General features: G+C 52.4%; 38 protein-coding genes and 1 pseudogene. 36 read left to right on the top strand and 3 right to left on the bottom strand.

Annotation, left to right across the window (positions count from 1 at the left end; all coding sequences use genetic code 11):
• Position 1 precedes the first annotated feature (1 nt).
• From H7A79_RS05550 to H7A79_RS05430, 25 genes are all read left to right on the top strand, one after another.
• Positions 2 to 256, top strand: coding sequence for a hypothetical protein (locus H7A79_RS05550; RefSeq protein ID WP_187001304.1), 255 nt, complete (start codon positions 2 to 4; stop codon positions 254 to 256).
• Positions 253 to 441 carry a hypothetical protein gene (locus tag H7A79_RS05545; RefSeq protein WP_187001303.1) on the top strand — a complete coding sequence of 63 codons (189 nt, stop codon included), beginning with the start codon at positions 253 to 255 and terminating at the stop codon, positions 439 to 441. Before H7A79_RS05550 ends, H7A79_RS05545 begins: the two co-directional genes overlap by 4 nt.
• Positions 432 to 644 (top strand): hypothetical protein, encoded by a 213-nt coding sequence (locus tag H7A79_RS05540; protein WP_187001302.1) that lies wholly within the window; start codon positions 432 to 434, stop codon positions 642 to 644. The genes H7A79_RS05545 and H7A79_RS05540 overlap by 10 nt, the downstream gene beginning before the upstream one ends.
• A gap of 1 nt (position 645) precedes the next feature.
• Positions 646 to 1,140 carry an HI_1489 N-terminal domain-containing protein gene (locus H7A79_RS05535; RefSeq protein WP_187001301.1) on the top strand — a complete coding sequence of 165 codons (495 nt, stop codon included), beginning with the start codon at positions 646 to 648 and terminating at the stop codon, positions 1,138 to 1,140.
• On the top strand, positions 1,118 to 1,573 hold the full coding sequence (locus tag H7A79_RS05530) for a hypothetical protein (RefSeq protein ID WP_187001300.1): 456 nt from the start codon (positions 1,118 to 1,120) through the stop codon (positions 1,571 to 1,573). Before H7A79_RS05535 ends, H7A79_RS05530 begins: the two co-directional genes overlap by 23 nt.
• The gene (locus H7A79_RS05525; protein WP_187001299.1) at positions 1,570 to 1,785 is read left to right on the top strand and encodes a hypothetical protein; all 216 of its coding nucleotides are present in this window, start codon (positions 1,570 to 1,572) and stop codon (positions 1,783 to 1,785) included. The genes H7A79_RS05530 and H7A79_RS05525 overlap by 4 nt, the downstream gene beginning before the upstream one ends.
• A gap of 16 nt (positions 1,786 to 1,801) precedes the next feature.
• On the top strand, positions 1,802 to 2,407 hold the full coding sequence (locus H7A79_RS05520; RefSeq protein WP_187001298.1) for a DUF3164 family protein: 606 nt from the start codon (positions 1,802 to 1,804) through the stop codon (positions 2,405 to 2,407).
• A gap of 3 nt (positions 2,408 to 2,410) precedes the next feature.
• The gene (locus H7A79_RS05515; RefSeq protein ID WP_187001297.1) at positions 2,411 to 2,737 is read left to right on the top strand and encodes a DUF5406 family protein; all 327 of its coding nucleotides are present in this window, start codon (positions 2,411 to 2,413) and stop codon (positions 2,735 to 2,737) included.
• Positions 2,738 to 2,739: 2 nt separating this feature from the next.
• On the top strand, positions 2,740 to 2,946 hold the full coding sequence (locus H7A79_RS05510; protein WP_187001296.1) for a hypothetical protein: 207 nt from the start codon (positions 2,740 to 2,742) through the stop codon (positions 2,944 to 2,946).
• 54 nt (positions 2,947 to 3,000) lie between these two features.
• On the top strand, positions 3,001 to 3,276 hold the full coding sequence (locus H7A79_RS05505; protein WP_187001295.1) for an HU family DNA-binding protein: 276 nt from the start codon (positions 3,001 to 3,003) through the stop codon (positions 3,274 to 3,276).
• 149 nt (positions 3,277 to 3,425) lie between these two features.
• Positions 3,426 to 3,884, top strand: coding sequence for a gp16 family protein (locus H7A79_RS05500; RefSeq protein ID WP_187001294.1), 459 nt, complete (start codon positions 3,426 to 3,428; stop codon positions 3,882 to 3,884).
• Entirely contained in the window at positions 3,881 to 4,222 is a 342-nt protein-coding gene (locus H7A79_RS05495; protein WP_187001293.1) for a Mor transcription activator family protein, read from the top strand. Before H7A79_RS05500 ends, H7A79_RS05495 begins: the two co-directional genes overlap by 4 nt.
• 264 nt (positions 4,223 to 4,486) lie before the next feature.
• Positions 4,487 to 4,852: a hypothetical protein gene (locus H7A79_RS05490; protein WP_187001292.1), complete on the top strand. Its 366-nt coding sequence runs from the start codon at positions 4,487 to 4,489 to the stop codon at positions 4,850 to 4,852.
• 83 nt (positions 4,853 to 4,935) lie between these two features.
• Positions 4,936 to 5,145, top strand: coding sequence for a hypothetical protein (locus tag H7A79_RS05485; protein ID WP_187001291.1), 210 nt, complete (start codon positions 4,936 to 4,938; stop codon positions 5,143 to 5,145).
• A 122-nt stretch (positions 5,146 to 5,267) separates the two neighbouring features.
• Entirely contained in the window at positions 5,268 to 6,395 is a 1,128-nt protein-coding gene (locus H7A79_RS05480) for a 2-oxoacid:acceptor oxidoreductase (RefSeq protein WP_187001290.1), read from the top strand.
• 41 nt (positions 6,396 to 6,436) lie between these two features.
• The gene (locus H7A79_RS05475) at positions 6,437 to 7,372 is read left to right on the top strand and encodes a major capsid protein (RefSeq protein ID WP_187001289.1); all 936 of its coding nucleotides are present in this window, start codon (positions 6,437 to 6,439) and stop codon (positions 7,370 to 7,372) included.
• A gap of 45 nt (positions 7,373 to 7,417) precedes the next feature.
• Positions 7,418 to 7,684, top strand: coding sequence for a Gp49 family protein (locus H7A79_RS05470; RefSeq protein WP_187001288.1), 267 nt, complete (start codon positions 7,418 to 7,420; stop codon positions 7,682 to 7,684).
• Positions 7,685 to 8,017, top strand: coding sequence for a capsid cement protein (locus tag H7A79_RS05465; protein ID WP_187001287.1), 333 nt, complete (start codon positions 7,685 to 7,687; stop codon positions 8,015 to 8,017).
• Positions 8,018 to 8,019: 2 nt separating this feature from the next.
• On the top strand, positions 8,020 to 8,283 hold the full coding sequence (locus H7A79_RS05460) for a hypothetical protein (protein ID WP_187001286.1): 264 nt from the start codon (positions 8,020 to 8,022) through the stop codon (positions 8,281 to 8,283).
• Complete coding sequence (locus H7A79_RS05455) at positions 8,283 to 8,711, top strand: gp436 family protein (RefSeq protein WP_100563516.1); 429 nt, start codon at positions 8,283 to 8,285, stop codon at positions 8,709 to 8,711. Before H7A79_RS05460 ends, H7A79_RS05455 begins: the two co-directional genes overlap by 1 nt.
• Before the next feature lies 1 nt (position 8,712).
• Positions 8,713 to 9,216 (top strand): Gp37 family protein, encoded by a 504-nt coding sequence (locus H7A79_RS05450; RefSeq protein ID WP_187001285.1) that lies wholly within the window; start codon positions 8,713 to 8,715, stop codon positions 9,214 to 9,216.
• Positions 9,216 to 10,607 carry a phage tail sheath family protein gene (locus H7A79_RS05445; protein WP_187001284.1) on the top strand — a complete coding sequence of 464 codons (1,392 nt, stop codon included), beginning with the start codon at positions 9,216 to 9,218 and terminating at the stop codon, positions 10,605 to 10,607. Before H7A79_RS05450 ends, H7A79_RS05445 begins: the two co-directional genes overlap by 1 nt.
• Before the next feature lie 10 nt (positions 10,608 to 10,617).
• Positions 10,618 to 11,133 (top strand): phage major tail tube protein, encoded by a 516-nt coding sequence (locus H7A79_RS05440; RefSeq protein ID WP_187001283.1) that lies wholly within the window; start codon positions 10,618 to 10,620, stop codon positions 11,131 to 11,133.
• Between the two features lie 105 nt (positions 11,134 to 11,238).
• Entirely contained in the window at positions 11,239 to 11,529 is a 291-nt protein-coding gene (locus H7A79_RS05435) for a phage tail assembly protein (protein ID WP_187001282.1), read from the top strand.
• 46 nt (positions 11,530 to 11,575) lie between these two features.
• Positions 11,576 to 11,695 carry a GpE family phage tail protein gene (locus tag H7A79_RS05430; RefSeq protein WP_187001281.1) on the top strand — a complete coding sequence of 40 codons (120 nt, stop codon included), beginning with the start codon at positions 11,576 to 11,578 and terminating at the stop codon, positions 11,693 to 11,695.
• Here the strand turns inward: H7A79_RS05430 and H7A79_RS05425 are convergent.
• Positions 11,692 to 11,892, bottom strand: a complete 201-nt coding sequence (locus tag H7A79_RS05425) for a hypothetical protein (RefSeq protein ID WP_187001280.1) — start codon at positions 11,890 to 11,892, stop codon at positions 11,692 to 11,694. The genes H7A79_RS05430 and H7A79_RS05425 overlap by 4 nt on opposite strands.
• A 45-nt stretch (positions 11,893 to 11,937) precedes the next feature.
• Here H7A79_RS05425 and H7A79_RS05420 point away from each other — a divergent pair, with 45 nt between their 5' ends.
• The 10 genes from H7A79_RS05420 (at position 11,938) to H7A79_RS05375 (ending at position 21,769) form a co-directional block, all read left to right on the top strand.
• Positions 11,938 to 14,166 carry a phage tail tape measure protein gene (locus H7A79_RS05420; RefSeq protein WP_187001279.1) on the top strand — a complete coding sequence of 743 codons (2,229 nt, stop codon included), beginning with the start codon at positions 11,938 to 11,940 and terminating at the stop codon, positions 14,164 to 14,166.
• Complete coding sequence (locus tag H7A79_RS05415) at positions 14,166 to 15,062, top strand: phage tail protein (protein ID WP_187001278.1); 897 nt, start codon at positions 14,166 to 14,168, stop codon at positions 15,060 to 15,062. The genes H7A79_RS05420 and H7A79_RS05415 overlap by 1 nt, the downstream gene beginning before the upstream one ends.
• A complete protein-coding gene (locus H7A79_RS05410; protein ID WP_187001277.1) occupies positions 15,059 to 15,277 on the top strand; it encodes a tail protein X in 219 nt (72 codons plus the stop codon). Before H7A79_RS05415 ends, H7A79_RS05410 begins: the two co-directional genes overlap by 4 nt.
• Positions 15,278 to 15,287: 10 nt before the next feature.
• A complete protein-coding gene (locus tag H7A79_RS05405) occupies positions 15,288 to 16,388 on the top strand; it encodes a phage late control D family protein (RefSeq protein ID WP_187001276.1) in 1,101 nt (366 codons plus the stop codon).
• Positions 16,372 to 16,956, top strand: a complete 585-nt coding sequence (locus tag H7A79_RS05400; protein ID WP_187001275.1) for a phage baseplate assembly protein V — start codon at positions 16,372 to 16,374, stop codon at positions 16,954 to 16,956. Before H7A79_RS05405 ends, H7A79_RS05400 begins: the two co-directional genes overlap by 17 nt.
• 76 nt (positions 16,957 to 17,032) lie before the next feature.
• Positions 17,033 to 17,410 (top strand): GPW/gp25 family protein, encoded by a 378-nt coding sequence (locus H7A79_RS05395; RefSeq protein WP_187001274.1) that lies wholly within the window; start codon positions 17,033 to 17,035, stop codon positions 17,408 to 17,410.
• Entirely contained in the window at positions 17,401 to 18,567 is a 1,167-nt protein-coding gene (locus tag H7A79_RS05390) for a baseplate assembly protein (RefSeq protein WP_187001273.1), read from the top strand. The genes H7A79_RS05395 and H7A79_RS05390 overlap by 10 nt, the downstream gene beginning before the upstream one ends.
• On the top strand, positions 18,560 to 19,138 hold the full coding sequence (locus tag H7A79_RS05385) for a phage tail protein (RefSeq protein ID WP_187001272.1): 579 nt from the start codon (positions 18,560 to 18,562) through the stop codon (positions 19,136 to 19,138). Before H7A79_RS05390 ends, H7A79_RS05385 begins: the two co-directional genes overlap by 8 nt.
• A gap of 2 nt (positions 19,139 to 19,140) precedes the next feature.
• Positions 19,141 to 21,156: a putative phage tail protein gene (locus H7A79_RS05380; protein ID WP_187001271.1), complete on the top strand. Its 2,016-nt coding sequence runs from the start codon at positions 19,141 to 19,143 to the stop codon at positions 21,154 to 21,156.
• Positions 21,157 to 21,166: 10 nt separating this feature from the next.
• Positions 21,167 to 21,769 carry an HI_1402-related protein gene (locus H7A79_RS05375; RefSeq protein ID WP_187001270.1) on the top strand — a complete coding sequence of 201 codons (603 nt, stop codon included), beginning with the start codon at positions 21,167 to 21,169 and terminating at the stop codon, positions 21,767 to 21,769.
• Between the two features lie 24 nt (positions 21,770 to 21,793).
• Here the strand turns inward: H7A79_RS05375 and H7A79_RS05370 are convergent, their stop codons facing one another.
• Positions 21,794 to 22,444, bottom strand: a complete 651-nt coding sequence (locus H7A79_RS05370) for an IS1595 family transposase (protein ID WP_186999880.1) — start codon at positions 22,442 to 22,444, stop codon at positions 21,794 to 21,796.
• Positions 22,445 to 22,553: 109 nt separating this feature from the next.
• Here H7A79_RS05370 and H7A79_RS05365 point away from each other — a divergent pair, with 109 nt between their 5' ends.
• Positions 22,554 to 23,105 (top strand): hypothetical protein, encoded by a 552-nt coding sequence (locus H7A79_RS05365; protein WP_187001269.1) that lies wholly within the window; start codon positions 22,554 to 22,556, stop codon positions 23,103 to 23,105.
• Here H7A79_RS05365 and H7A79_RS05360 read toward each other — a convergent pair.
• Positions 23,087 to 24,036, bottom strand: a pseudogene (locus H7A79_RS05360) (IS110 family RNA-guided transposase). The gene H7A79_RS05365 and the pseudogene H7A79_RS05360 sit on opposite strands and share 19 nt — an antisense overlap.
• Positions 24,037 to 24,226 lie beyond the last annotated feature (190 nt).

Raw genomic sequence — 24,226 nt, 5'->3', positions numbered from 1 at the left:
AATGGCGGATTTAATCGAAAAAACAGTTTTCGGGCTGGCAATCGCACTGGTGCTCGGCTGCCAAAGCAAGGCAGACGACCAGCCTTACAGCCCGCCGCCCGCCCAGTATGCGGCTGAATACCGGGGCAGCGACGACACCGCCGCTCTGATGGCCGCCAAGCAGCGCGAAGCCGACGATGCGGTGCGCGAGATGCTTAAAGCCTACGAGCAGGAAGACTTCGAGTGGGTGCGCGGCGATGCGGAGGCATACAGATGACATATATATCAGACCTGCTGGCAAGCCATTACCCGTGTTCCGCCGAATTTATCGCCGATGTGCTGCGTTGGCCGTTGGCGGAAGTGAAGGCGGAGCTGGCGAAGATGGAGCGGCGCGGCGAGATTGAAAGCAGCGTATCGGTAACGTATCGGTTGAGCGAGGAAGGGGAAAAGAAATGCGCGTAGAACGGGATTACAGCAACATCAAGGCCAAAGTTTGGCGCGAACGGGCAGGCTATCTCTGCTGCGAGCTGAACAGCACCAGCGGGCAGTTTATTCTGCTGATGGTATCGGCGGATAAAGCCGACACCGAAGCCGATGTGGTTCAGACGGCCTTGAGATGCCTGAGCAGTAATGATTTGGCATCAGCTAAGCAGGAGGCGGCGTGAAATGAAAGTTAAATGCCCAAGTTGCGGAGCCAGCCTAAGCCTTGATGTGCTGATTGCCCACGACGAAGCCCGCACCGCGCTGGTGGCGTTATCGGGCATATCCGACGAGCTGGTGCGCGGCTGTTTGAAATACCTGACCCTGTTTAGGCCGTCTGAAAAAGATTTGACCTTTGCCCGCGTGGCCAAGCTGGTAGGCGAGATTGCCCCGATGATTCGGGCCGCTGAAATCAGCCGCAACCGCCAAACTTACCCCGCCCCGCGCGAGGCTTGGATTTGGGCGTTTAACCGCTGCCTCGAGGCCCGCGATGCGGGCAAGCTGAAGCCGCCGCTGACCAGCCACGGCTACCTGCTCGAAAACATCACGTTTTGGTCGCCGGAGAAAATGGCGGTAACGGCAGGGGCGGCTGTTCGGGCGGCGCCGGCGGCAGAAACCAAACTCAGAAAAGGCGTAGGAAAGTTAATGGAGTGGACAAATGAACAAGGAGAAGGAGGTTAGTTGGCTGAAAAAGGAAATCGGTGCGGGCTTTATGCTGCTTTCGGCCTTAAATCTGAAAGGCCGACCGGCGGCGGACGACTTAAAGGCGGTCGCACAAATATGGCACGGCCTGCTGCTCAGGCATGATTGGCGGCCGGAGTGTGATGCCGAAAGAATCGGGGCGGCGTTTCAGAATATCGCGGCCACATCAACTGAATGGCCGAACCCGGCGGATCTGGTCAAGTATATGCCGGAGCGAACGGTCAAGATGGTGCCGAAACTGGATGAGAAGCATCAGCCTACCGAATACGGCAGAACCATGCTGAAACAGATTGCAGGCCGTCTGAAAGACGCTCCGGTGATGAACCGGGATTGGATACACGGCCCCCGCCACCGCACGCCGGAAGAATGCAAACGTATTTATTACGCCGAAAGGCAGAAAGGTAAGAAATGAAAGAATATCAAATTGTTATCACGGAGACCGAAAGTGGAAAACTGCAAATAAAAATACCCTTGGTATCAGTTACCCCTGAATCAAGCATTTCCGAATTTGTCGCCTGCTTATTGGCTCAAATTGCGGAAAATATAGAAGAAGATGAAAACGCAGACCCGAAAGGGATTAAGCAGCGTATTTATCAGCAAATATCCGTTAACGCATTAACTTAAAAAAGGAAATCAAAAAATGACTGATTTAAGCCAATATCGTCAAGATGCCAAAGGCAACTTTGTGCCGCTGGCCAATATTCGCGAAATCGACCTGATGCGCGATGAGCTGGTGATGGAAATCGCCGAAAAGGCGGCGCAGGTGCAGGAGCATATCAGCGGCTTCAAACAGCAGGCGATGGACGATATTGCCGCATTCGTACAGCTTTCCGCAGACCGCTACGATGTAAAAGTGGGCGGCAAAAAAGGCAACATCAGCCTGCACAGCTTCGACGGCGCGTACCGCGTGCAACTGGCGATGCAGGACACTTTGGTGTTCGATGAGGGTTTGATTGCGGCCAAAGCCTTAATCGACGAGTGTATCAACGAGTGGACGGAAGGCAGCCGAACCGAGCTGAAAACGCTGATTAACGCGGCGTTTCAGGTGGACAAAGAAGGCAATATCTCCACCGCCCGCGTGCTCGGCCTGCGCCGTTTGGAAATTAAAGACGACAAATGGCTGCGCGCAATGGCGGCATTGAGCGACAGCCTGCAAGTGCATATCAGCAAGCCGTTTGTGCGGGTGTACCGCCGCGACGATGCGGGCGAGTATCAGTTGCTGAATTTGGATATTGCAAAGGTGTGAAAAATGGAACAATTTGTGTATGACATTAATGATGCAAAAAGTTTTGATTATGTGCAAAACGTCAGAGTCAGGATTCAGATGTGGGAATATTCCAAAGAATATTCGACATCGGTCGGCGGCAATGTTCCCGGCTTCGGAATCTTCGAATGTGCAATAGGAAATATTGTTGATGAAATTATCAGAGACGAGGTAATCGTTTCGTTGCACAACGCGGCCGGAGAGCGTTTATTGGTGGATTTAAACGAAGAAGGAAAACCGGAAGAAGCATTTATGCAAATGGTTGTTGCGGTTGAAATTACCGGTATTGAAAGAAAACATGCGAAGGAGTGAGGATGAAAGAATATACATTCAGCTACCGCTTCGGCGGCAAATGGTGGAGCATCAATATTTCGGCAGACCATCCCGATCAGGCCAAAGCCAAATTAAGGGCGGCGGCTGGGGCGGTTTATGACGGAGAAGTCGCAGCCCGGCTGCATATACCGGTAAAGGCTTCATGGTTGGCACGCTTGGCGGAGTCTTTGAAGCAATGGCGAAAATAATCATTAACCCGCGCGGTACGGTTTGCCGCTTTTGAAAACTTTAGGAGTGATACCATGAATAAATCTGAATTTGTTGCAGAATTGGCCAAGAAATGGCTTTGGGACAAGAAGCAGGCGGAAATGGCCTTGGACGGCGTGACGGATATTATTAAAGACACGCTGGCCAAGGGCAACGACATCACGCTGGTCGGCTTCGGCACCTTTACCGTAGCCGAAAAAGCCGAACGCCAAGGCCGCAACCCGAAAACGGGCGAGGCGATTACGATACCCGCCGCCAAAGTGCCGAAATTCAAACCGGGCAAAGCATTGAAAGATGCGCTAAACGGTTAGGCTGCAACAACACGGCAGGCCGTCTGAAACTTTTCAGACGGCCTGTTTTATTTGCACGGCGTATAACGCTTGTGTATTATAGCAAATAAGATATTGAATTTAATATAAAAAATGAAACAACGTTTCACTGTGTGAAACAAGGGGCGGTTATGAAAGAGACACAGGCGCAGAAAAAAGCCTGCCTGATTAAGCTCATCCACGTGGGCAAAAGCCGGTTGATGATGAGCGACAACGATTACCGCACGCTGCTGGCCAATGCTTCGGGCGGCAAAACGAGCAGCAAGGCGTTGTCGGTTGCCGAATTGGAGCAGGTGCTGAGAGCGATGAAGGCACAGGGGTTTGTGGTGGCGACTAAGGCACAGCGCAAGCAGGGTAAGCCCGATATTGCCGTGCGCGACCACGGCAGGCAGACGGCCAAAATCCGCGCGCTGTGGCTGGAACTGCACAGGCTGGGTGCGGTGCGCAGCCCGTCCGAGCTGGGCCTTGCACGGTTTGTCAAGCGCATGACGGGCGTGGATTACCACGGCTGGTTGGACACGGACAACGCCTCGAAAGTGATCGAGCATCTGAAGCAATGGGTGCTGCGCGTGGGAGGAGTACTGCAATGACGGACAACAGAACGGCGGAACTGATTGCCGATATGGAAGACCAAATGGCGGCCTGCCTGGTTTCGGTTGCCGATATCGGCAGGCGGGAGGCTGTGGCTGCGGCCAAGCAGGTGTCGGCGCATTTGAGCAGGCATTGGGGCGGGCAGCTGTTGTATTTCCCCAAAAACCACTTCGGCAGGCTCTCGGAGCGCGATGCCGAGATTTGGCGCAAATTCGACGGGCGCAACCATGCCGCGCTGGCGATGGAATACGGTTTGACCATGCAGCAGATTTACAAAATCGTGCGCGAAGCGGCGCAGCACCACCGCGCCAAAACCCAGGCTGACTTGTTTGCCTAGCGTAAAAAAACCGGAAACGGCGGGATCCGCTCCCGCCGTTTTTCTTTTGAGCGCAAACACCGCTTCTGACCGATGCCTGACCGACCCAGGATTGCGTTTCGCGTTCCGGCCGGGGGTTTGCCTGCCCCGAAGCGGAAACGCGCTTAAAACGCGTTTTTGGGGCGGTTTACTTTTACTGATTAAAGCCTGCTAAAAGTTTTCGCCTTCCGGAGGGTTCAAACTGAAAAAACTGCCGCTGTGGCAGGGTTATTCAGGAGATGAAACATGACGGTTTTAACGCAAGAGATGAAAGTGGTGTATGCAGGCATTATCCAAAAGTTTTATGATGGCGCACTGCGGGCCGCGCCCGAAGACATCACGCCGGAGGCAGCAGATATTGTGGATCAAATGCTCAATGCGGTAAAAGAGTGTTCCAAAGCCTATTTGGCTGCCGATGCCGTGTTTTCTGTTTTTTACGGTAAAACACCCCTGACGGGTGAGTGGATTTGGACAAAGCTGGGTAAAGATGCTTTAGGAATGGTTGGTAAGTGGCGGGATGTGCTGTATAACAACCGCCGTTACCGCTCATGTGTGGTTGCTGTGGCATTGCGTTGGCGTTCGCCTTTGCAAATCGTCCTGCTCGGGATTTAATCGGAAAACTCATGCTGGATAAAATACTGAATTTTTTATTTGGGTTATTAACTGTAAATTGGCCTATATATAATCGGAAATGGTTGCACATTCTGAGCTGTATGCTGATTACGGTATTTTGGCTGCGGGTAGATGCCAAGCTGATTCCCACCTTGCTGTTCCATCATTGGTGGCTGGGTTTGATTATGCTGGGCATGTTTGTTTACAGCTGCCTTTTAATCCGGCTTCACTTTTTGTTTGCCGTATTGCCGGTATTGATGGCACTCAAAACCTTATCGGCTTTATTTGTCTGACCGCCCCCGCCCTTCGGGGCGGTTTCTTACGGCCGCCCGCCTGCAATTATTAAAGCGCATTAAAAGCCTTTCAGACGGCCTCAAGCGACAATCCCTGCAACAGCAAATGCGGGGATTTTTTTATGGCGCACGAGATTTTCCGGGCGGGTACGCACACCGACAACAACGGCAACAGGGTAACCATCACGGCTGCAGAGCTTGCCGAAGCGGCGGCGGGTTACGACCCCAAGCTGCACGAAGCACCGCTGGTGGTCGGCCATCCCAAAACCGATGCGCCCGCCTACGGCTGGGTGGGCGGCCTGACCGTTTCAGACGGCGTGCTGTGTGCCGACTTTGCCCAAGTGGACGATGACTTCGCCGGCCTGGTTAAGGCGGGGCGCTACAAAAAAGTGTCGGCCAGCTTCTACCCGCCCGACAGCCCGAGCAACCCGAAGCCCGGCGCGTGGTATCTGCGCCATGTCGGCTTTTTGGGCGCACAGCCGCCGGCGGTGAAGGGCTTGGCCGCTGTGGGCTTTGCCGAAGACGATGTGTATGTAGAGTTTTCGGAACACGCCCACCGCCGCGCGGTATCGATTTTCCGCCGCCTGCGCGATTGGCTGATCGAACAGTACGACACGGCCACCGCCGATAAAGTCGTTGCCGATTGGGAAATCCGCGACATCGAAGAATCGGCAGACTGGAAGTCCGCACCACCAACCCCGGCTTTTGCCGAATCTGCAACCCCAACCGACCCCGAAACCCATGAAAACAAGGAGACCCCTATGTCGCCCGAAGAACAACTGGCAGCCGAAAAAGCCGCCCGTGAACAAGCCGAAGCCAAGGCCGCTGCTGCGGAAGCGGAGCTGAAACGCCTGAAAGACGAACAAGACCGCGACCTGCGCGAAGGCAAGCATGAGCAGAATGCCGAATTTGCCGAAGCCTTGGTGAAAGAAGGCCGCCTGAAACCGGCTGACAAAGAGCTGGTGGTGCAGGTGTTGGATTTTGCCGACTACCCTGAGCAAACCAGCGTGGAGTTCGGCGAAGGCAGCACCATCGGCGAAGCGTTGCGCCAATTCTTGCGCGGCCTGCCCGAAGTATTGCCCAGCGGCCATTATGCCAAAGGTGCTGCACCGGCAGCCACCGGCGGCCTGTCTGCCGATTTTGCCGAAGCGTCCAATCCTGATGCGCTGAGCCATCACGAACGCGCGGTGGCGTTGGCAGCCAAGGAAGGCATCCCCTACGAAGAAGCGGCACGCCGCACCGCCGTTTAACCCAAAAGCGACGATATCGTCGCATTTAAAAAGGAAGAAACATGAGCGTTCATTTGCGTAAATTGCGTGGACAACTCGACCCCGTTTTAACCAATCTGGCGGTCGGCTACAAAAATGCCGAGTTTATCGCTGAAAAGATTTTCCCGCAGGTGTTGACCGATTCCGAAGGCGTGCAAGTGCCGGTGTTCGGCAAAGGCTCGTTTGTCGAATATGACACCAAACGTGCCGTCGGTGCAGCGTCTAACGTAATTACTTTGGATTCGCCGAACTATCTGCCGGTGGTGCTGGAAGAACACGATTTGGCGGCGGGTGTGGACTACCGCGAGCAAGCGGAATCGCTCTTTAACGAGCAAGCCAAAGCGACACGCCGCGCTACCAAGGGTGTGCAGCTGCGCCAAGAAATCGAAACGGCTGCTTTGCTGCAGGCGAAATCGGCCTATCAATCCGGCCATACCAAGGATTTGACGGCGACCAAGCAATGGTCGGCGGATGATTCGAACCCGTTGGCCGATATTGAAACCGCGCGTGAAACCGTGCGTGCCGCTTGCGGCGTGCGCCCGGGCGTGTTGGTGGTGGGTGCCAGCGTGTTGTCGGCTCTGAAACGCCATCCTGAATTGATTGGCGCGTTGGGTGCCAATGAGCGCAAAACCCTGTTGAGCGTTGAGCAGCTGAAAAACCTGCTTGAACTTGAAGACATCATCGTCGGCGAAGCGGTGTCTACTCCGGCTGCCGGTAAATCCACGAAAGATGTATGGGGTAAGTTTGCCAGCCTGATCGTGCGCCCGCATTTGGTTGCAGACGGCAATGACGAGGGCGAGCCGTCATTCGGCTACACCTTCCGCCGTCGCGGCATGCCGCTGGTCGACCGCTATGAAGAAGTTGGCGGCAAGGTGGAATATGCCCGCTATACCGATATCCGCAAGGCGGCAGTCGTGGGCAGTGCGTGTGGTTTCTTGTTTGAAAACGCAGTGGGTTAATCATTAAAGGCCGTCTGAAACGTTCAGACGGCCTGGGAGAAAGATATGAGCGCAAAAATTACACCCGAAGAAATCGAAAGCAAGATTGATAAGGTTGATTATCACCGTGTAGGCGAGACAACCATAATCGTTTGCTCGTTGACCTTGAAATCTGGTTTTGTGGTGATTGGTAAGGCAGCTTGTATAAGCCACGATATTTTCGATGAGCAGGTAGGCTGTGAATTGGCGTTAAAGGACGCAATGAGTCGCCTGTGGGAATTGGAAGCTTATCGTGTGAAAGAAAATGCAGTAATGCAGAAAGCAGAGGTTTAAATGGCTCAAACAAAAAACGTGGTGCTGGTCGCCACCATTACAGCGACAGGCGAGATTGTGAAAGACCGCTTTGTCAATTTTTCAGGCGCACAGGCTAAGGCCGGTGAAGCTGTGTTGGGTGTTGCGCCGTATGACGTGGCCAACGGCGATACGGCGGCGGTTGATGTGGTCGGTATTGCGGTGGTTGAAGCCGGTGGCGAAATTGCAGCCGGTGCTCAAGTCGGTGCCGATGCGCAAGGTTGCGCGGTGACCGGTGCGGCCAAGATTGCCGGTACTGCCCTGACGGCTGCGGCCGGGGCGGGCGAAATTATCCGTGTTTTGTTGAAAGGTTAATCATGAATAAGGTTTATATCGCCAATACGCCCTTGATTTTGGAAGACACCCAAGGCAAGCAATTTCGCGTTGAACTGGGCGAAAAAGTCGAGCTGACACCTGAGCAGTACGAATCCGTGGCCGCTCATGTGACACCGGTGGCCACCACGGCCAAAGAGCCGGAACAGCAGGCGGAAGCCCAAGAGCAAACGGCACCTGAAGCCGACCCGGCTGCCGAGCCTGAATCCAAAACCAAAACGCAACGCAAAACAAAGGCAGACGCGTAATGTATTACATCAACGCCGATAACATGATGAAAGCGATGAGCAAGGTCGAATTGGTGCAGTTGACCAACGATGAGCCGCGTGCGACTGAGCCGGACATGGCGGTGGTGGATGAAGCCATCCGCTATGCCTGCGACTTGGTTGACGGCTACTTGCGTGGCCGCTACCCGCTGCCGCTCAAGTCGGTGCCGACTGTGTTGCCGCCGTTGTGTATCAACATTGCCCGCCACTTCCTGCACTCGCGCCGTATCAATCGTGCAGATTTTCCGAAGACGTTGGAGACGGCTTACAACGCGACTTTGAAAACGTTGGAAGCCATCCGCGACGGCAAAATCCATATCGGCGTTGATACTTTGGACAAACAGGCGCAGCCGGAACCCGGCGCGTATCACACGCGCGGCGGCTCGCGCATTGACATGACGGGATACTGACATGAGTGCCACACGTCCGGTCATTGACTCGGTGGTCGAGCATTTGCAGCAGGCCATCCCGTGGGTCATCGTTGAAGCGTTTCCGGAGCGGCCGTCTGAATATCAGTTTATTCACCCGACCGGCGCGATTTTGGTGGGCTATGGCGGCAGCAAGTTTACCGATTTGGAGCATTTGGGCAGCATTGCCCAGCAGCGCGACATAACCTTGGTGCTGACGATTATCGGCAGCAATCTGCACGGCGATGAAGGTACGCTGGCGATTTTGGATGAAACGCGCTTGGCCATTGTCGGCTTCCGCCCCACAAACTGCCTGCCTTGCCATTTGTTGCAGGAACGCTTTTTAAACGAAGACGTGGGCGCTTGGCAGTATGAATTGACGGTGCAGACCGAAACCCAGCAGGTGCAGGTGTATCAGCCCGAAACCAAACCATTATTTACCCGCACGCGGCCGCGCGAAAGTGGCGACCCGCACGAACAAGATTTGAAACTGAAGGAGGCTCCATAATGGCAGCAGCATTTCATCACGGCACCGAGACCCAGCGTGTCGACGGCGGCAGCAACGCCGTCTATACCGTTGACGGTGCGATTACTGCGATGGTCGGCACCGCGCCTATCGGTGCGGTCAATGAGTTGACCGTTTGCTCGACAATTAAAGACTTTTCCCAATTTTCCGCGCTGACGAATGCCGGTTTTCCCCTGCCGGATGCCGCCAATATTTGGACACGTTATGCGTCCGGTGTGGCGTATGTGGTCAACGTCTGCGACCCGGCCAAGCATAAATCGCAAGTCAGCGATGAGGTATTGACGGTTGATGCCGATACCTTGACGGCCAAGACCAAACATCCTGCATTGCAGAGCGGCTATACCGTTTCAGACGGCGATTCGCCGTTGGCTGAGGGCGAAAACTACACCATCGATATGGTGAGCGGCGAAATCACGTTTACCGCCAAGCCTGTCGCGCCGAAAATCAGCTACACCTACACCGACCCGACCAAAGTCACCGAAGCAGACATCATCGGCGGCTATGTCGCGGCCACGGGCAAGCGCACCGGCTTGGAATTGCTGACTGAAGGCTACAACCGCTACGGTGCAGATGCCAAGATTGTGATTGTGCCGGAGTATGATAAAACGGCCAAAGTTGCTGCCGCTGCGATTACCTTGGCCACCAAGCTGCAAGCCATTGCGTACATTGACGCGCCGACAGGCACGACCTTGAGCAAGGCGTTGGAAGGCCGTGGTGCGTTGGGTACGATTAATTTCCAAACATCAAGCGACCGTGCGGAGCTGTTTTTCCCGCACGTTATCGGCACGCTTGGTGTGGAATCATTGGCGACCCACGCCGCCGGTCTGCGTATGAAAACCGATGTGGAGCAAGGCTATTGGTTCAGCAAGTCAAACCGCGAATTGCTGGGTGTGACCGGCCTTGAAATCGGCCTGACTGCCCGTGCCGATGACCCGCAAAGCGAAACCAACCGCCTGAACGAAAAAGGCATCACCACCGTATTCAATTCATACGGCACCGGCTACCGCTTGTGGGGCAACCGCTTGGCGTGTTTCCCGACTGTTACCCACATCAAGAATTTTGAAGTGGCACAGCGCACCGGCGACTTGATTGACGAATCCATCCGCCGCGTCGAGCTGCAGTACATCGACCGCCCGATTGATGATGCCTTGCTCGACAGCCTGTTGGAGACCATCCGCACTTATTTGTCTACGCTGCCTTCCATCGTCGGCTTCTCGCTGGATTTGGATTACGACTACGACTTGGTCGATGCCTTCAGCAAAGGTCAGGTGCCGATTGTGTACGAATACACGCCGAAGCTGCCTGCTGAACGCATCAGCAATAAGTCGGTGATGACCCGTAAATATTTGGCCAATTTGGTCAGCGGTAATTAAGGAGCCGTAAATGCCTAAATTAAATGCAATCTACAACGCAAACGTCTATATCGACGGTAACAACCTGCTGGGCAAGGCCGCTGAAATCACTGCGCCGGAAATTGAGTTCACCATGGATGAAGTCACCGGTTTGGGGCTCTTCGGTACCATCAAGCTGCCAAGCGGCATGGAAGCCTTGGAAGCGGAAATGACCTGGAACAGTTTCTATCCGGAAGTTGCTGCCCGTAGCCGCAACCCATTTAAATCAGCCCAGCTGATGATTCGCTCGAATCTGCAAACCTTCGATGCGGCCGGTTTGGAAAAAGAAGTGCCAATGGTCACTACTATGACCGGCACCTTCGGCAAGGACGCATTGGGCGGTTTCAAGCCGAAGGAAAAAGCCGAGTTTGCCAGCACCTTCCAGGTCAACGAAGTGCGCCAAGTGGCCGATGGCCGCGAGCTGTTTTACTACAACGCCTTTACCAACACCTTGCGTGTCGATGGTCAGGATGTGTTGTCGCAGATGCGTAAAAACATCGGTGCGTAGGTTTTAAGACGTATTAAAAGCCGTTTCAGGCGGTCTTTGGCAGAATCGCTGTATCTCCCGCAGATACAGCGATTTTTTGTATTTAATTTTCAAAAGGATTGAAGAATGAATGAAGCTCAGAAAATTCAAAGTGAATTAGGTGGCAACCAAGTTGTGGTGTTGCAATATCCGGTCAAATTGGCGACCGGCCAATTACTGGAAAAAGTAACGGTGCGCCGTCCGCGTGTGGGTGATTTGCGTGCGGTCATGCACATCAGTAATGAGGCCGAGCAAGGTTTGCTGCTGGTATCGCGTGTCACCGGTTTGGTGCCGGAAGACTTGGATGAGTTGGATTTGAAAGATTTGGAGGCTATTCAGGCCACCTTTCGCGCCGAAGTCGAAACTGCAAACGCATAAATCTGTTGCCGAAGCCAACCGTGAACTTTTAGCCGCTTGCGCCGATGTGGCTTGGTGGTTTGGTTGGAGCGTGCAGGATGTGTACGACTTGCCGCTTGATGAATTTGAAGAGTGGCAGAAAGAAGCAGCCCGCCAAATTAAGGCGGGCTATCAGAAAGGGGTTTAGCTGCTTTTAGACTGACGCTGTTTGAATATTTCAGCAATCCAGCCGATTATTGTCAGGCCAACGACCGTTAAGGTGATGATTGGATAAAAATTGTAGGCAATAGCGGCAATAGTAGCAAGCAGGCTGAAAAAGGCAAACGCAAGCAGCCAGCGAAACATCGAAATCACGTCATTTAAGTAATCCAATAATTCTTTCATTCCAACCTCCTTTCTTTCGCGAACTATTACAAAGGAATTTACCCGATGTCATCAAATTTGGCAATAGCAATTACTGTCGGTGCGACCGTCGGGGGCGCGATTGCAGGAATCAAGAATCTGCGCTCGGTGGTTGGGATGCTTAAAAATGACTCCATCAGTGCCAGTAAAAAATTGATGGCGTTAGGGTCAGGCACAGCAATTGCTGCCGCCGCTTCGGTGAACAGTATTAAAGCCGTCAGCAATATAGTGATGAGCCTGTCGGAAGAAGCCATTAAATTTGAATCAGCAATGGCTGATGTCAAAAAAGTGGTTGATTTCGAAACACCGCAAGGCTTGGAAAATCTAAAAAAAGACATCTTGGAATTAACCCGCACCATTCCGATGGCCAAAGAAGAATTGGCAGCCATTGCCGCTTCCGGTGGTCAGTTGGGGGTGGCAGAGAAGGATTTGAAATCGTTTACTGTCACGATTGCCAAGATGGGCGTGGCGTTCAACATGTCGGCTGATGAAGCTGGTGACAGCATGGCGAAGTTGGCCAATATCTATAAAATCCCGATTGCAGAAATCGACAAGCTCGGTGACGCGGTGAACCATTTATCCAATAATTTCCCCGCAAAAGCTGGCGATATCGTCAATGCGCTCAGCCGCGTGGGCGGCGTGGCCGTGCAGTTCGGTCTGGCCGAAACTCAGGCGGCGGCGTTGTCGAATGCGTTTATCAGTTTAGGTCGAAGACCTGAGGTGGCCGGTACGGCCATTAACGGCATGCTGACTAAATTGATGACCGCAGAAAAACAGGGGAAAAAATTTCAAGCGGCTTTAGAAGGCATGGGGACGGATGCCAAAACCTTAAAAAAGGCCATTTCTGAAAATGCCGAGCAGGCTTTAGTGGACTTTTTGCATAAGGTTGAGAAGCTGCCAAAAGCAGACCAAATGGGCGCATTGGTTGACTTGTTTGGCTTGGAGTATGCCGATGATGTTGCAGCTCTGGTCGGCGGCTTAGATACCTATAAGCAATCGCTTGAATCGCTGAAAAAGGCCGGTAAAGACGGTAAGGCTGAGTTTTTAGGCAGTATGGAAAAAGAGTTTGCGGCTCGCTCTGCCACTACTGAAAACGGCCTAACGTTGATGAAAAACAGTTGGGCTGAATTTATGACTGTAATCGGCGACCGTTTGTTGCCGATTATTAATCAAGTTTCCTCAGCCTTGGCCGGATTAATCCATTCGGCAACCGACTGGGCTGCCAAAAATCCCGCAATCATAGACATGATTATTGAGTTCGGTGGTGTTTTGGCAGGGTTGGTTGTTGGTGTCACAACATTCACCGCATTGATGGGTATGGCATCAATGGGGTTTGTGATTTTCTCAAAAGGCATGTCCGTCGTTAATACCATGCTTGGCGGCTTTATGAAGGCGGTATCTTTTTTTGGGCGTGGCTTGTTATTTGTAATTCGCTTATTGCCAATGCTCGGCTCTGCGTTCATTAAATTGGGCGCATTCTTGATGGCCAATCCGATTTTCCTCGCCCTTGGCCTGTTGGCCGTTGCCGCTTACATGCTCTACAACAACTGGTCATCAATGGTGGGCGGTGCAAAAGCGTTGTGGCAAAGCTTGGTGACATTTTTCAGCGGGCTTTGGGCGAAAATCACGGCTTTCTTCAGCAGTGGCATCGGTAATATTGCGGCCACTATTCTCAATTTTTCGCCGCTCGGTTTGTTTTATCAGGCTTTTGCCAGTGTGATGAGCTGGTTTGGCGTCACCTTGCCGTCAACCTTTACCGGCTTTGGCCGTATGTTGATTCAGGGGTTGATTAACGGCATTAAATCAGCGGCAGCAGCGGTATATAACACGATTGCGTCTATCGGCAATTCGATTAAGGCTAAATTCCAGGCTGTGATGGATATCCATTCGCCGAGCCGTGAGTTCCGCCGTTTTGGTGGCTTCATTACCCAAGGTTTGGATATTGGTATCCGCCGTACGGCCAACCGGCCAATCGGTACGGTCGGCGCATGGGCAGGCCGTCTGAAAGACAGCTTCGGCAGCCGTATCGGCCAGCTGCGTGCCGATGTGGCCGCGCGGGTATCCGGCCATCGTGCCGATTTCGAGCAAGCGCGACAGGCTGCGGGTGCCGGTGGCGTGACCATCCATTTCAACCCGACCATCAACGCACCGGGCGGCGACCCTGCCCAAATTCAGACGGCCTTGCAAATGGGCTTGCGCGAGTTTGAAACGCTGTTTCACCGCATGATGGCCGACCGTGAACGGAGGGCTTTCTGATGTATGCAATGTTAGGTGATGTGCGCTTTGAGACCTTGCAAAGCTTTGCCAGCCTAGAAGCGCAGCACTCGGCCAAGTTTGCCAAGCACGAAGTGTTAAAAGGCCGACCACGCTTACAGGCGATGGAAAACGACCTGACCACGCTGCGCTTTGGCTTAAAACTGCATTGGATGTTGGGCAATCCCGACACGGCTTATAAGGGTTTGCTGGCGGCTTTGGAAGCGCAGCAGGCGGTGTCGCTGGTTTACGGCTCCGGCCGCTTTGTCGGCTGGTTTGTCATTGAGAGCCTGACCGAGCGCACGCTGATTCAGGATAAACAAGGCCGCACTGCCGCGCGCGAGTTGGATGTAGCGCTGACCGAGTTTGTCGGCGACCCGAACAATCCGCTTCCGACTCCGGCAATTATCAGTGGCAAGCAAAACCCGTTGCTCTCGCTGTTGCCCGAATCGGTACAGGCGCAAGCGGCAGATGTGATGCAGGCGGTTGAAACCGGCGTGAAGATTTATCGTGCGGCAGAAAACGGCATTGAGCAGATGCAAGGCATCATCACGGCGGCTAAAGAGTTGCGCAATGATCCCGCCGGTGCGCTGAATTTAATCGGCGATGCGCTCGGCGTGGGCGGTGATGTATTGGGCAAGCTCAATGGTTTGCCGGAAGTAACGGCCTTGCTGGGTGACTTATCCGGCGCGGCTGAAATGGCCACGCAGCTTGGTGCAGCCGGAAATGCGCTCGGCAGCACGGTGGCGAGTATGCGTGCCGGTTACGAGAGTGGAACTATCGGCGGTTGGCTGGATGCGGCCGGCGACTCAATTACTACGGCATCCGAAGCGGTGGTCAATGGTGCATCGGCCGCTGAAAAGTTGACCGGTTGGCTGGCGACAAGGAGTGATGGATGAGCGCGGTTTTACGCTATATCACCAAAGACGGTGACCGCTGGGATTTAATTGCCCATAAGCACTACGGCAACGCACTGCTGATTGACGGCTTGATTGCGGCCAACCCGCATTTGCCGTTGGCCGAAGAGTTTGTCAACGGCTTGACGGTGTTTGTGCCGGTGCTGGAAAGCAAGCCGAAAAACAGTCAGGCCGATTTGCCGCCTTGGATGCGCTGAAGGGGTTGAGATGGATATTAAGGGTTTCTTGTCCGGCTTGGCCGCTCAAGGCGGTACGGGTGGCACTCATCCGGTAACCAAGCCGGATTTCACGCTGAGCTACGAAAACAAGGATATCACCGGCGACATCGCACCGTATCTGATTTCGTTTGTTTATACAGATTACCTCGAGGGGCAATCTGATGAGCTGCAGGTCGAGTTTGAAGATGTCGACGGTCGCTGGCTGCGTGGTTGGTATCCGGAGCAAGGCGATGCGCTGGCATTGAGTTTGGGCGACCAATTCACCGGGCTGGTAGATTTAGGCAGCTTTGAGATTGCTGAAATTGAATACAACCACCCACCGTCAACAGTAAGCCTGAAGGCGTTGTCGGCAGGCATTACTAAGGCCAGCCGCACTTTAAAAGGCCGAGCGTATGAAAATACCACGCTGGCCGAGATTGTGCGCCAAGTGGCAGGCCGTCTGAAATTGCAGCCTGACGGTCAAGTAAAAGACATCAAAATCAAACGGGTGACCCAGTATCAGGAGCGCGATATTGAGTTTTTGAGCCGGTTGGCCAAAGAGTATGGCCACACCTTTAAGGTTGTCGGGAATAAGCTGGTATTCGCCGACAACGTCACGCTGAAAGAGCGTAAAGCGGTGGTGATATTGAGTCCTGAAGACATGAGCCGAATCCGCCTGCGCGATTTGATTAAAGGTGTGCCGACTCAAGTGGAAATGCGCGGCTACGACCCGAAAACCAAGAAAACAGTGTCGGCCACGCGAAAAACCAAGTCTCTGCGCCCGAAATCCAAACGTGGCCACACCGGCGACACCTTGAAAATCGTGCCAAATAAAGGTGAAAGCCAAACGCAGCTCAATGCCCGCGCTGATGCTGTCTTGGCCGAAGCGCAAGATGACCAATGCGCCGGAAACATCACATTGTTTGGTAATGCGCTGCTGGTGGCCGGTCAAACCGTACGTCTGAAAAACATGGGTAAGTTTTCCGGTAAGTATTTGGTTAAGCAAGCGCGGCATGAGTATCGCAGCAGCAGCGGATACACCACCGAGCTGGAAATTAAGATGATTGAATATATCGATGACGAGGAGCAGCAGGATGCAGCAAACGCATGATTTTGGGGCGACCCTGCAATTCGGCGTGGTATCGGCGGTGGATGAAGCCGGTCACAATCTGCGCGTCAAAATCCCTGCCCTGGAAGACATGGAAACCGACTGGCTGCCGATGACGACACCGGCAGCCGGTGCCAATCAATTTTACAGCCTGCCTGACGAAGGCGAGCAAGTTGTCTGCCTGCTGGACGCGCGTGGCGAAAACGGCTGCGTCATTGGCGCGATTTACAGCACAGCCGATAAACCACCGGCCAGCAGCAAAGACAAATGGGTGCGGCGCTTTAAAAACGGCACGATTATCGAACACGACCGCAAAACGGGCGATGTGTTGGTGCAAACCGAAGGTACCGTTACCATTGATGCGCCGAATACTGAGATTAAAGGTAATGCCACGGTACACGGCCTGTTGACCTACCTGAGCGGTATGAGTGCGGGCAACGGTAACGGCGGCTCCACTGCGCAAATTTCAGGCAATGTTGAAGTTGAAGGAGATGTGGTCATCAACGGCATCAGCTTCCTTGGGCATTTGCACACGGGCGACAGCGGCGGCAAAACCGGCAAACCCGAGTAGTTTTAATCCGCATTAAAAGCCGTTTCAGACGGCCTTAGGCAAAATCCCTGTATCAAAACAATACAGGGATTTTTTTATGCAATTCGATACGCCCATTTCCAAGCACTGGCAGCTTGCTCCCGGTGGTAGCGGTTTGGCGCAGGGCGTGGACGATATCGACTTGTGTATCCACAACATCTTGTCCACCCGCAAAGGCTCAGATGTGACCCGCCCCGATTTCGGCAGCAATCATTTTGACTACATTGACACGCCGGAAGACGTGTTTGTGCCAAATATCGTGCGCGAAGTGGTGTTGGCCATTCAGACCTGGGAAACGCGGGCGGTGGTGGATGGAGTGACGTTTAGCGGCAATGCCCCGCACATCACCATGACCGTGCGCTGGCGCGTGGCTGATGAGGTATCCGGTGAAATCTACGGCACAACGCTGAACTTGGAGCATGCGGCATGGATTTAAGCACTTTAAAGCGTGAAGACGTCAAGGTTGTGGCTGATGATTTGTCGACCATCTTGGCCGAGATTATTGCCAAATATGAACAAGACAGCGGCAAGGCACTGCAACCGGCGCACATTGAGCGTTTGCTGATTAACGTGTACGCCTACCGAGAAGCATTGACTCGGCAGCAAGTAAACGAGGCATATCGCCAGCAGCACGTCCGCTTTGCAACCGGCTTAATGTTGGATTTGTGCGGCGATGATGTCAATACGCCGCGCTTGGAAGCTCAGCCTGCTTTTACCACGCTGCGCTTTTCGTGCGAGGCCAACTTGTCCGCCGAGCAGGTGTTTATCCCTGTCGGCACGCAGGTCGGCGTAGGCGAGCTGATTTTTGAGACAACTACGTCGGCAACTTTGTCGAGCAGCCGCAATACGGTTGACCTACCGGCGCAATGCACTACAACCGGCACGGCCGGAAACGGCTGGGCAATCGGTCAAATCAATACCTTGGCCAAACCGCTGCATGATGAGATTGAGGTTGAGGTCAGCAATATTACTGTCCCCTCAGGCGGTATCATCATTGAGAGCGACGATGCTTATCGCGAGCGGATTTTGCTGGCTTTTGAGGCGTTTTCAGTAGGTGGTCCGAAAAAAGCCTATGAGTATTATGCCCGCCGTGTTTCGCAGGCCATTGCCGGTGTCCATGTCAGCAACGATGTTGATTCTGCCGGTAATCCGATTGGCGGCACGGTGGCCGTTACGCTGCTGGCAACGGACGGGCTTCCCAGCCAAGAATTGATTGACAAGGTATCGGCGGCATTGAGCGATGAGACGGTGCGGCCGCTCTGTGACACTGTGATTGTACGCGCGCCCGAAGTGGTGGAATACAAAATCGATGCCCGCTTGGTATTGTTCAAAGGTGCTGATTCTAAATCAGTTTTAGCTGCTGCCAGCGCAGCTTGGTCGGACTATGAAACTGCCCGCTATGCCAAGCTCGGCAAAGATGTGGTGCCATTGGATATTCAGACGGCCTTAAAGGTCAGCGGCGTGTACAACGTTATTTTATCCAACGAGCATGGCGAATTGCGAGATGGCGATGTCATTGTGATTGCACCTAACCAATGGGCGCGTTGCGTGTCATTTAGCTTATCGGTCGATATGGAGCAGCAAGATGGCTAGGCTCAAATACGCCTTAATCATCGCTCAAGACCCGCGCTTTACACGCTTGGCCAATCTCAGCCTTGGCTATCGCAAGCTTGCTTTAACCAAGCTCATGCCCCGCTTGCTCGAGCAAGTGGATGACAACCACCTTGAGCTGCTGGCGGAGAGCCGCAGCATGGTTGGTTCGGACGGGTACTGGTTAGCCAAAGACAATAAGACACGCCGCCAGCTGATTAAAGATGCCGTGTTTTTACACCGCCGCAAAGGCACACCCTGGGCGGTGCGTGAAATCTGCCACCGTTTGGGCTTTGGTGAAATCAAGCTGATTGAGGGGCTTGGTGGCCAAATCTACAACGGCAGTATTAATCACAAAGGCATTTATATGTACGGCGACCACCGGTTGTGGGCGCATTACTCAATTATTTTCAACCGACCGATTACCAATACGGAAGCCCGTCTGTTGCGGGAAACCCTACCGGCCTTCGCACCTGCCCGCTGTGTATTGGTGCGTTTGGATTATCAAGATACGCCGCTGTATTACAACGGCAAAGTCGATTTTGACGGCGATTACAATTTTGGAGCAGCTTAAAAATGGGAATAATTCAGGAAAATAAAGTTAGTCCGGAGTGGGTTGATAACTTGTATCAAATCGAGATGACAGACCCTGTAACCGGCGGGGCTGACGGTGTGGCTAATAAACAGGCTGTACAACTTGGGGCAAGGACGCAGTGGCTGAAAAAAGAAAACGAAAAAAGAGAGCAGCAAATTAAAAACGTATTAGGCAAAAAAAGTACGCTGACAGATTTTGGCCTTGTTAAGTTGTCGAATGTTCTGGCCGAAGATGATGAATCGACGGCGGCCACTCCTAAAGGTGTTTTGGATTCTATAAATGATGCCAGCGTGAGTGTCGTGAGCATTGCAGCTTTACGTCAATATACAGGTCGGAATAGCTTCGTCAGTGTCAACGGGTATTACGACAACACCCCAGGCGTCGGTGGTGGACTGTTTGTAGCCAATAAAGCCGACACAACCTCTCCCGATAATGGCGGTACGGTAATTGTGAGCGTCGATGGTGTCCGCTGGTACAGGCAGTCTGAAACTGTTTGGGTGGCGGATTTTGGGGTTTTGGGTAATGGCATGGATGAGACTCAAAAGATTCAATCAGCATTGAGTGTATGTGCATTTGAGCGCAAACAGCTCAATTTTTCGGCCGGAAAAAGCTACAACATAACGCAAATAAGTGTGCCTCAGTTTTCGAGGATTGCTGCTATGGGTGCTGTTTTTAAAAAGATTGTTGCCTCGGATCGGCCCTGCGTCACTATTAATAGCGACATATCGATTGATGTTATGGAAGTCAGCTCTCCGGGGAGTGCATCCGATCGCGGGGTGAGGATATTGGGGAGCAATGTAGAAATCGGGAAAATCAAACTTAAAAGTGAGGTTAAAGGATCGAACTATGGTGTGCATCTTCAATCGTCTTTTGGTGTGCCTCTGAGGAATATCAACATTGGTGGGGTCGATATCGTCAATTACGATGCTTCACTATTGGTTTTTGGGGTGGAAGATGGCCGCATATCCAACATCGATATCAAATGCTACAGAACTGGGGTGTACCTGCGCGATGTCGCTAACTATGATTTTTATAATGCAAGGTTGTCTGAAAAATCACCCAACGCAACTGGTGCGCCGGGGCAGAACGGATTGCTCGTGGAGAGTATAGGCGGAGACTACTGGACTCACGATCTGAATTTTTCCAACTGGTTGGTGTCTGACGCCGCCGAACACAGTTATCGTTTTGGTGGGCAACTTGGAATTCGTGACGTATCGTTTGTTTCTTGTGTGTCAAAAATGTCTGGAAATCATGGCGGGAAATCGAGTGGTGGTTGTGGGTTTAAGGTTCTCGGGGCGACCAGTGTGGCTGCGCGGCGACATAAGAATTTTAAATTTACATCTTGTCATGTGGAAGATGTAAATATGGATGGCGGCGGGATAGGAAATTTCTCGGGCTATATGCTCTCGGTCGTTGACGGAGTGACCCTTGAGGGATGTACTGTGGGTAAAAACAGAAACGAACAGTATTCTTGCTGGGATGCAGTCTCAATTGAATCTGCCACTAATATTTCACTCAATGGCAACATAATGAGTGATTTCCAAAGGCAAGGAATTAGGATTGTGGCTTCTACGTATGACCGCTTTCCGGGGTGGGACGGTTTGTTGGATGGTCTATACGTTCAAGGCGGTAGCTATCAAAATCAGCACACCCATAATGCGCCTGTTGTATTTTTTGATGTTAATCCTGCACAAGAAGCAACCGGAGCTGGGGTTGTGAAAAACGTTATCTTCGCAGGTGTAAACTTGCGAGGCGGGATGGCGGCAATCCGCCAGGCCGAAGGAATCACATATGAGAACATCTACTTAGACTTCGATTATGAAAACGGGCTGGTTAGCGGTGCCACCCCGGTAATCCCAGGGAAGGGGGATGCTTATTATAATGCCCGAATTCCTTGGATCGGATATTCTCCGACGGCAAAAAATGGATCAGTCATCATAGATAAACTCACCGATACGGTGAGGGTTCGTAAAAATAACAGTTGGGTTGTTCAGTGAGGATTATTATATGTATTTTGGCTTTAATGAATTTGGGCATTGCGAAATCATCAGGCATGATGCGCCCGTCCTTACTGAAGGCCTGTATTATCTGAAAGCAGATTACGCAGATTCAAATCCATTTGCGTGGTCGGATGGGGCAGAGGTTTGGTTTAGTAATACACCGCCGCCAAGTCACCTGCACCAGCTGCAAAATGGCGAGTGGGTGCTGCCTGATGGCGCGGCCGCACAGCAACTCGCCACCGCCAAAGCCGACAAGCTGCGGCAGCTCAATGTTGCCGCCCAAGCCTGCATCGACGCTGCCGCCGAAACCGACAAACTTCCTCCTTTTGAGGTGCAGACGTGGGCATTGCAGGCTGCGGAGGCCAAAGCGTGGGCGGCAGACAGCACCGTGCTGACACCCGTTTTAGACGGCATTGCGGCTGCGCGCGGTGTACCGGTCGAGCAACTCAAGACCGCCGCGCTGCAGAAAACGCTGGCCTATGAGGCACTCACCGCCCATATCGCGGGGCAACGCCAAGCCCTACAAAGCAAGATTGAGGCTGCCAGCACCCAGGCCGAACTGGATAAAATCAAAATCGAGTTCACACTACCTGATTTTAAAGTCCGTTAAAAGCATTGGGGCTGTCCTAGATAACTAGAACAAATCCTGCTTTACTAATTGTTTTAAAATAGAAATTTGAAATTTTATCTCACTGTTGTTAAAACGCCATTCACACTCTTTCAAATACAGTTCAAAATGCTCTTTGGGAATGCCATTAAACTTGCGTAAATGGCGTTTTGCTTGGTTCCAAAAGTTCTCAATTCCGTTAATGTGATTTTGTCGCTCAGCAAAATGTGTGCTGTGATTGATCCGAAAATGTGAAAATTCGCTCACATCAAGAACGTCATAACTTTTGTAACAATCGGTATAAACAATGCTATCAGGCTTCACTTGCTCGCGGATAATTGGCAATAAAGTCGCAGTTTGTGTATTGGGTACGGCAACGGTGTAAACCTTACCATTACGCTTCAAAAGCCCGAATACAGCCACTTTGCCAGCCGCACCGCGACCACGTTTGCCTTTGCGTTGTCCGCCAAAATAGCTTTCATCAACTTCTACTTCACCATCAAGCATTTCCAGATGCGGGCTGTTGTGATAGATAAGTAAGCGCAAACGGTGGAAGTAATAGGCAGCGGTATTTTTATTGACGCTAACTAATTGCGCCGCTGTGCGAGCGGTAACACCTGCAACAAATAGTTCAATCAGTTTGTTTTGCTTGTACTGACTTAAACGACTTTTTCTCATAGGGATTATTCTAACCTGAAGTTAAATTTCCCTAGTTATCTAGTACAGCCCCAAAGCATTTCTGCCCGGTTCCCCTTAATATCCCTGCATCTTTTGCAGGGATTTTTTTATGAAAGTCGCGTTTTACAAAGGCACGATGCCCGCTTGGCGGGGTTGGATAAGCCGCTTGGTGCGGTTTGTCGACCGCGGGCCGTACAGCCACTGCGAAGTGGTGTTCTCAGACGGCCTGTGCGCCTCTGCCAGCTGGCTTGACGGCGGCGTGCGTTTCAAAAAAATCAACTTCAAGCCCGGCCATTGGGATTTTGTCGATATCTCGGCCGAGGCGGCGGAAGAGGCCCAGGTGCGTAAATGGTTTACCGGGCACACCGGCTGCCGCTATGACCTTCCCGGCAGCTTGGGCGTGGTATTCCGCGTGTTTCCGCAATCGGCCGACCGCTATTTCTGCAGTGAGGCCGCCGCTGCTGCGCTGGGGTTGCCCGAAGCGTGGCGCATCGGCCCTAACTTATTGGCCGCTTTTCTGAAAAATGCACAGGGAAAAGAAAAGATAGTGTATTTAGTGTCAATGCCGTTGGTGTATTCTTTCAGCAACAACCAAGCCATGCCCTGCTTTTGCGGGGCATTTTTCTGTTTGTCATTGTTAATTTATGTTGTTAATTCGTAACGACTTTTATCATATTCCGTTTGGTTCTTCAACAGGTGGAAGGCGATGGTTACCAGCTTTCTCATAATTGCAACAATGATGAGTTTCGGCGGTTTTTTCCCGGCTTTCAGACGGCCGATAAAGGCGGGAAAGGCTTTCATGCGGTAGGCAACCAATGCGGGCATGTATAGGGCTGCCCTTAAGTCGGACTTGCCTACCTTTGAAATCCGTTCTTTGCCGTTTACGCTTGTTCCCGGCTGATGCCGTTTTGGACCCAAACCGAAATAGGCGGCCAGTTGGGCAGCGGTATCAAAGCGTGATGTTATGGTCGAGAGCAAAACGGCGGCGGTGTTTTCGCCTATGCCTGTGATGGTTTTCAGGCGTTGGCGGTTTCTGTGGTAGTCGGGATTGGCTTTGTAAAAGGCTTTGAGTTCTTGGTTGAGTTTTTGCAGCAGGTTGTTTAGGTATTTGATGTTGTCTTTGATAAATTGGCCAATTGTATCTGATGCCGTTTGCAGTTTGACTTGTTCGGCGGCTCGTTGCTTTTTGATGCGGGCTATATAGCGGGTCAGTTCCTGAAGCTGTTTTTGTGCGGATGTGGGACGCTGCCACGGTTCTGGATTCATGGCCTTGCAGTATCGTGCGATGAGTTTTGCGTCTTGTTTGTCGGTTTTGCTTCTTTGCAATACGGCGTTTGCGAAGCCTTTTATTTTTCTTGGGTTGTCCACGCTCATTTTGTAATGGCCGTTGAGATATTCGGCCGGCGGTTCATGGTAGGTTCCCGTTGCTTCGCAGCAGCAGTGCAGGCTTGGGTTGGCGTTATGGCCGTTTAGCATGCTTTCAGCTTGGTGTAACCTGTGGGGCTGTTGCTGAACCGATGTTCATAAAAAAAGCCGTCTGTTATCAGACAGCAGTCTATGCTTGCTTTGCTCACGTCTATTCCCAAGTACATGGTGTTTTACCTTATAAATACGGGCTTTTAATCCCTAGATAGTGTTCAAACTTGCTCATGCGGTAAGCCCCCGCTTCAATCTTTTCTACATGCTTTGGCATCGGCCGTACTTGCGAAGTCGGGGGCTTTGCTTGGTGTTTCGTCAAACGCCAAGCCCTGATATATCCGCCTGAATCTATCAGGGCTTGGA

Origin of the sequence: Neisseria musculi (assembly GCF_014297595.2) — a bacterium.
GTDB lineage: Bacteria > Pseudomonadota > Gammaproteobacteria > Burkholderiales > Neisseriaceae > Neisseria > Neisseria musculi.
Note: the sequence above shows the minus strand (reverse complement) of the source record. Positions and strands in the feature narration are given on the sequence as shown.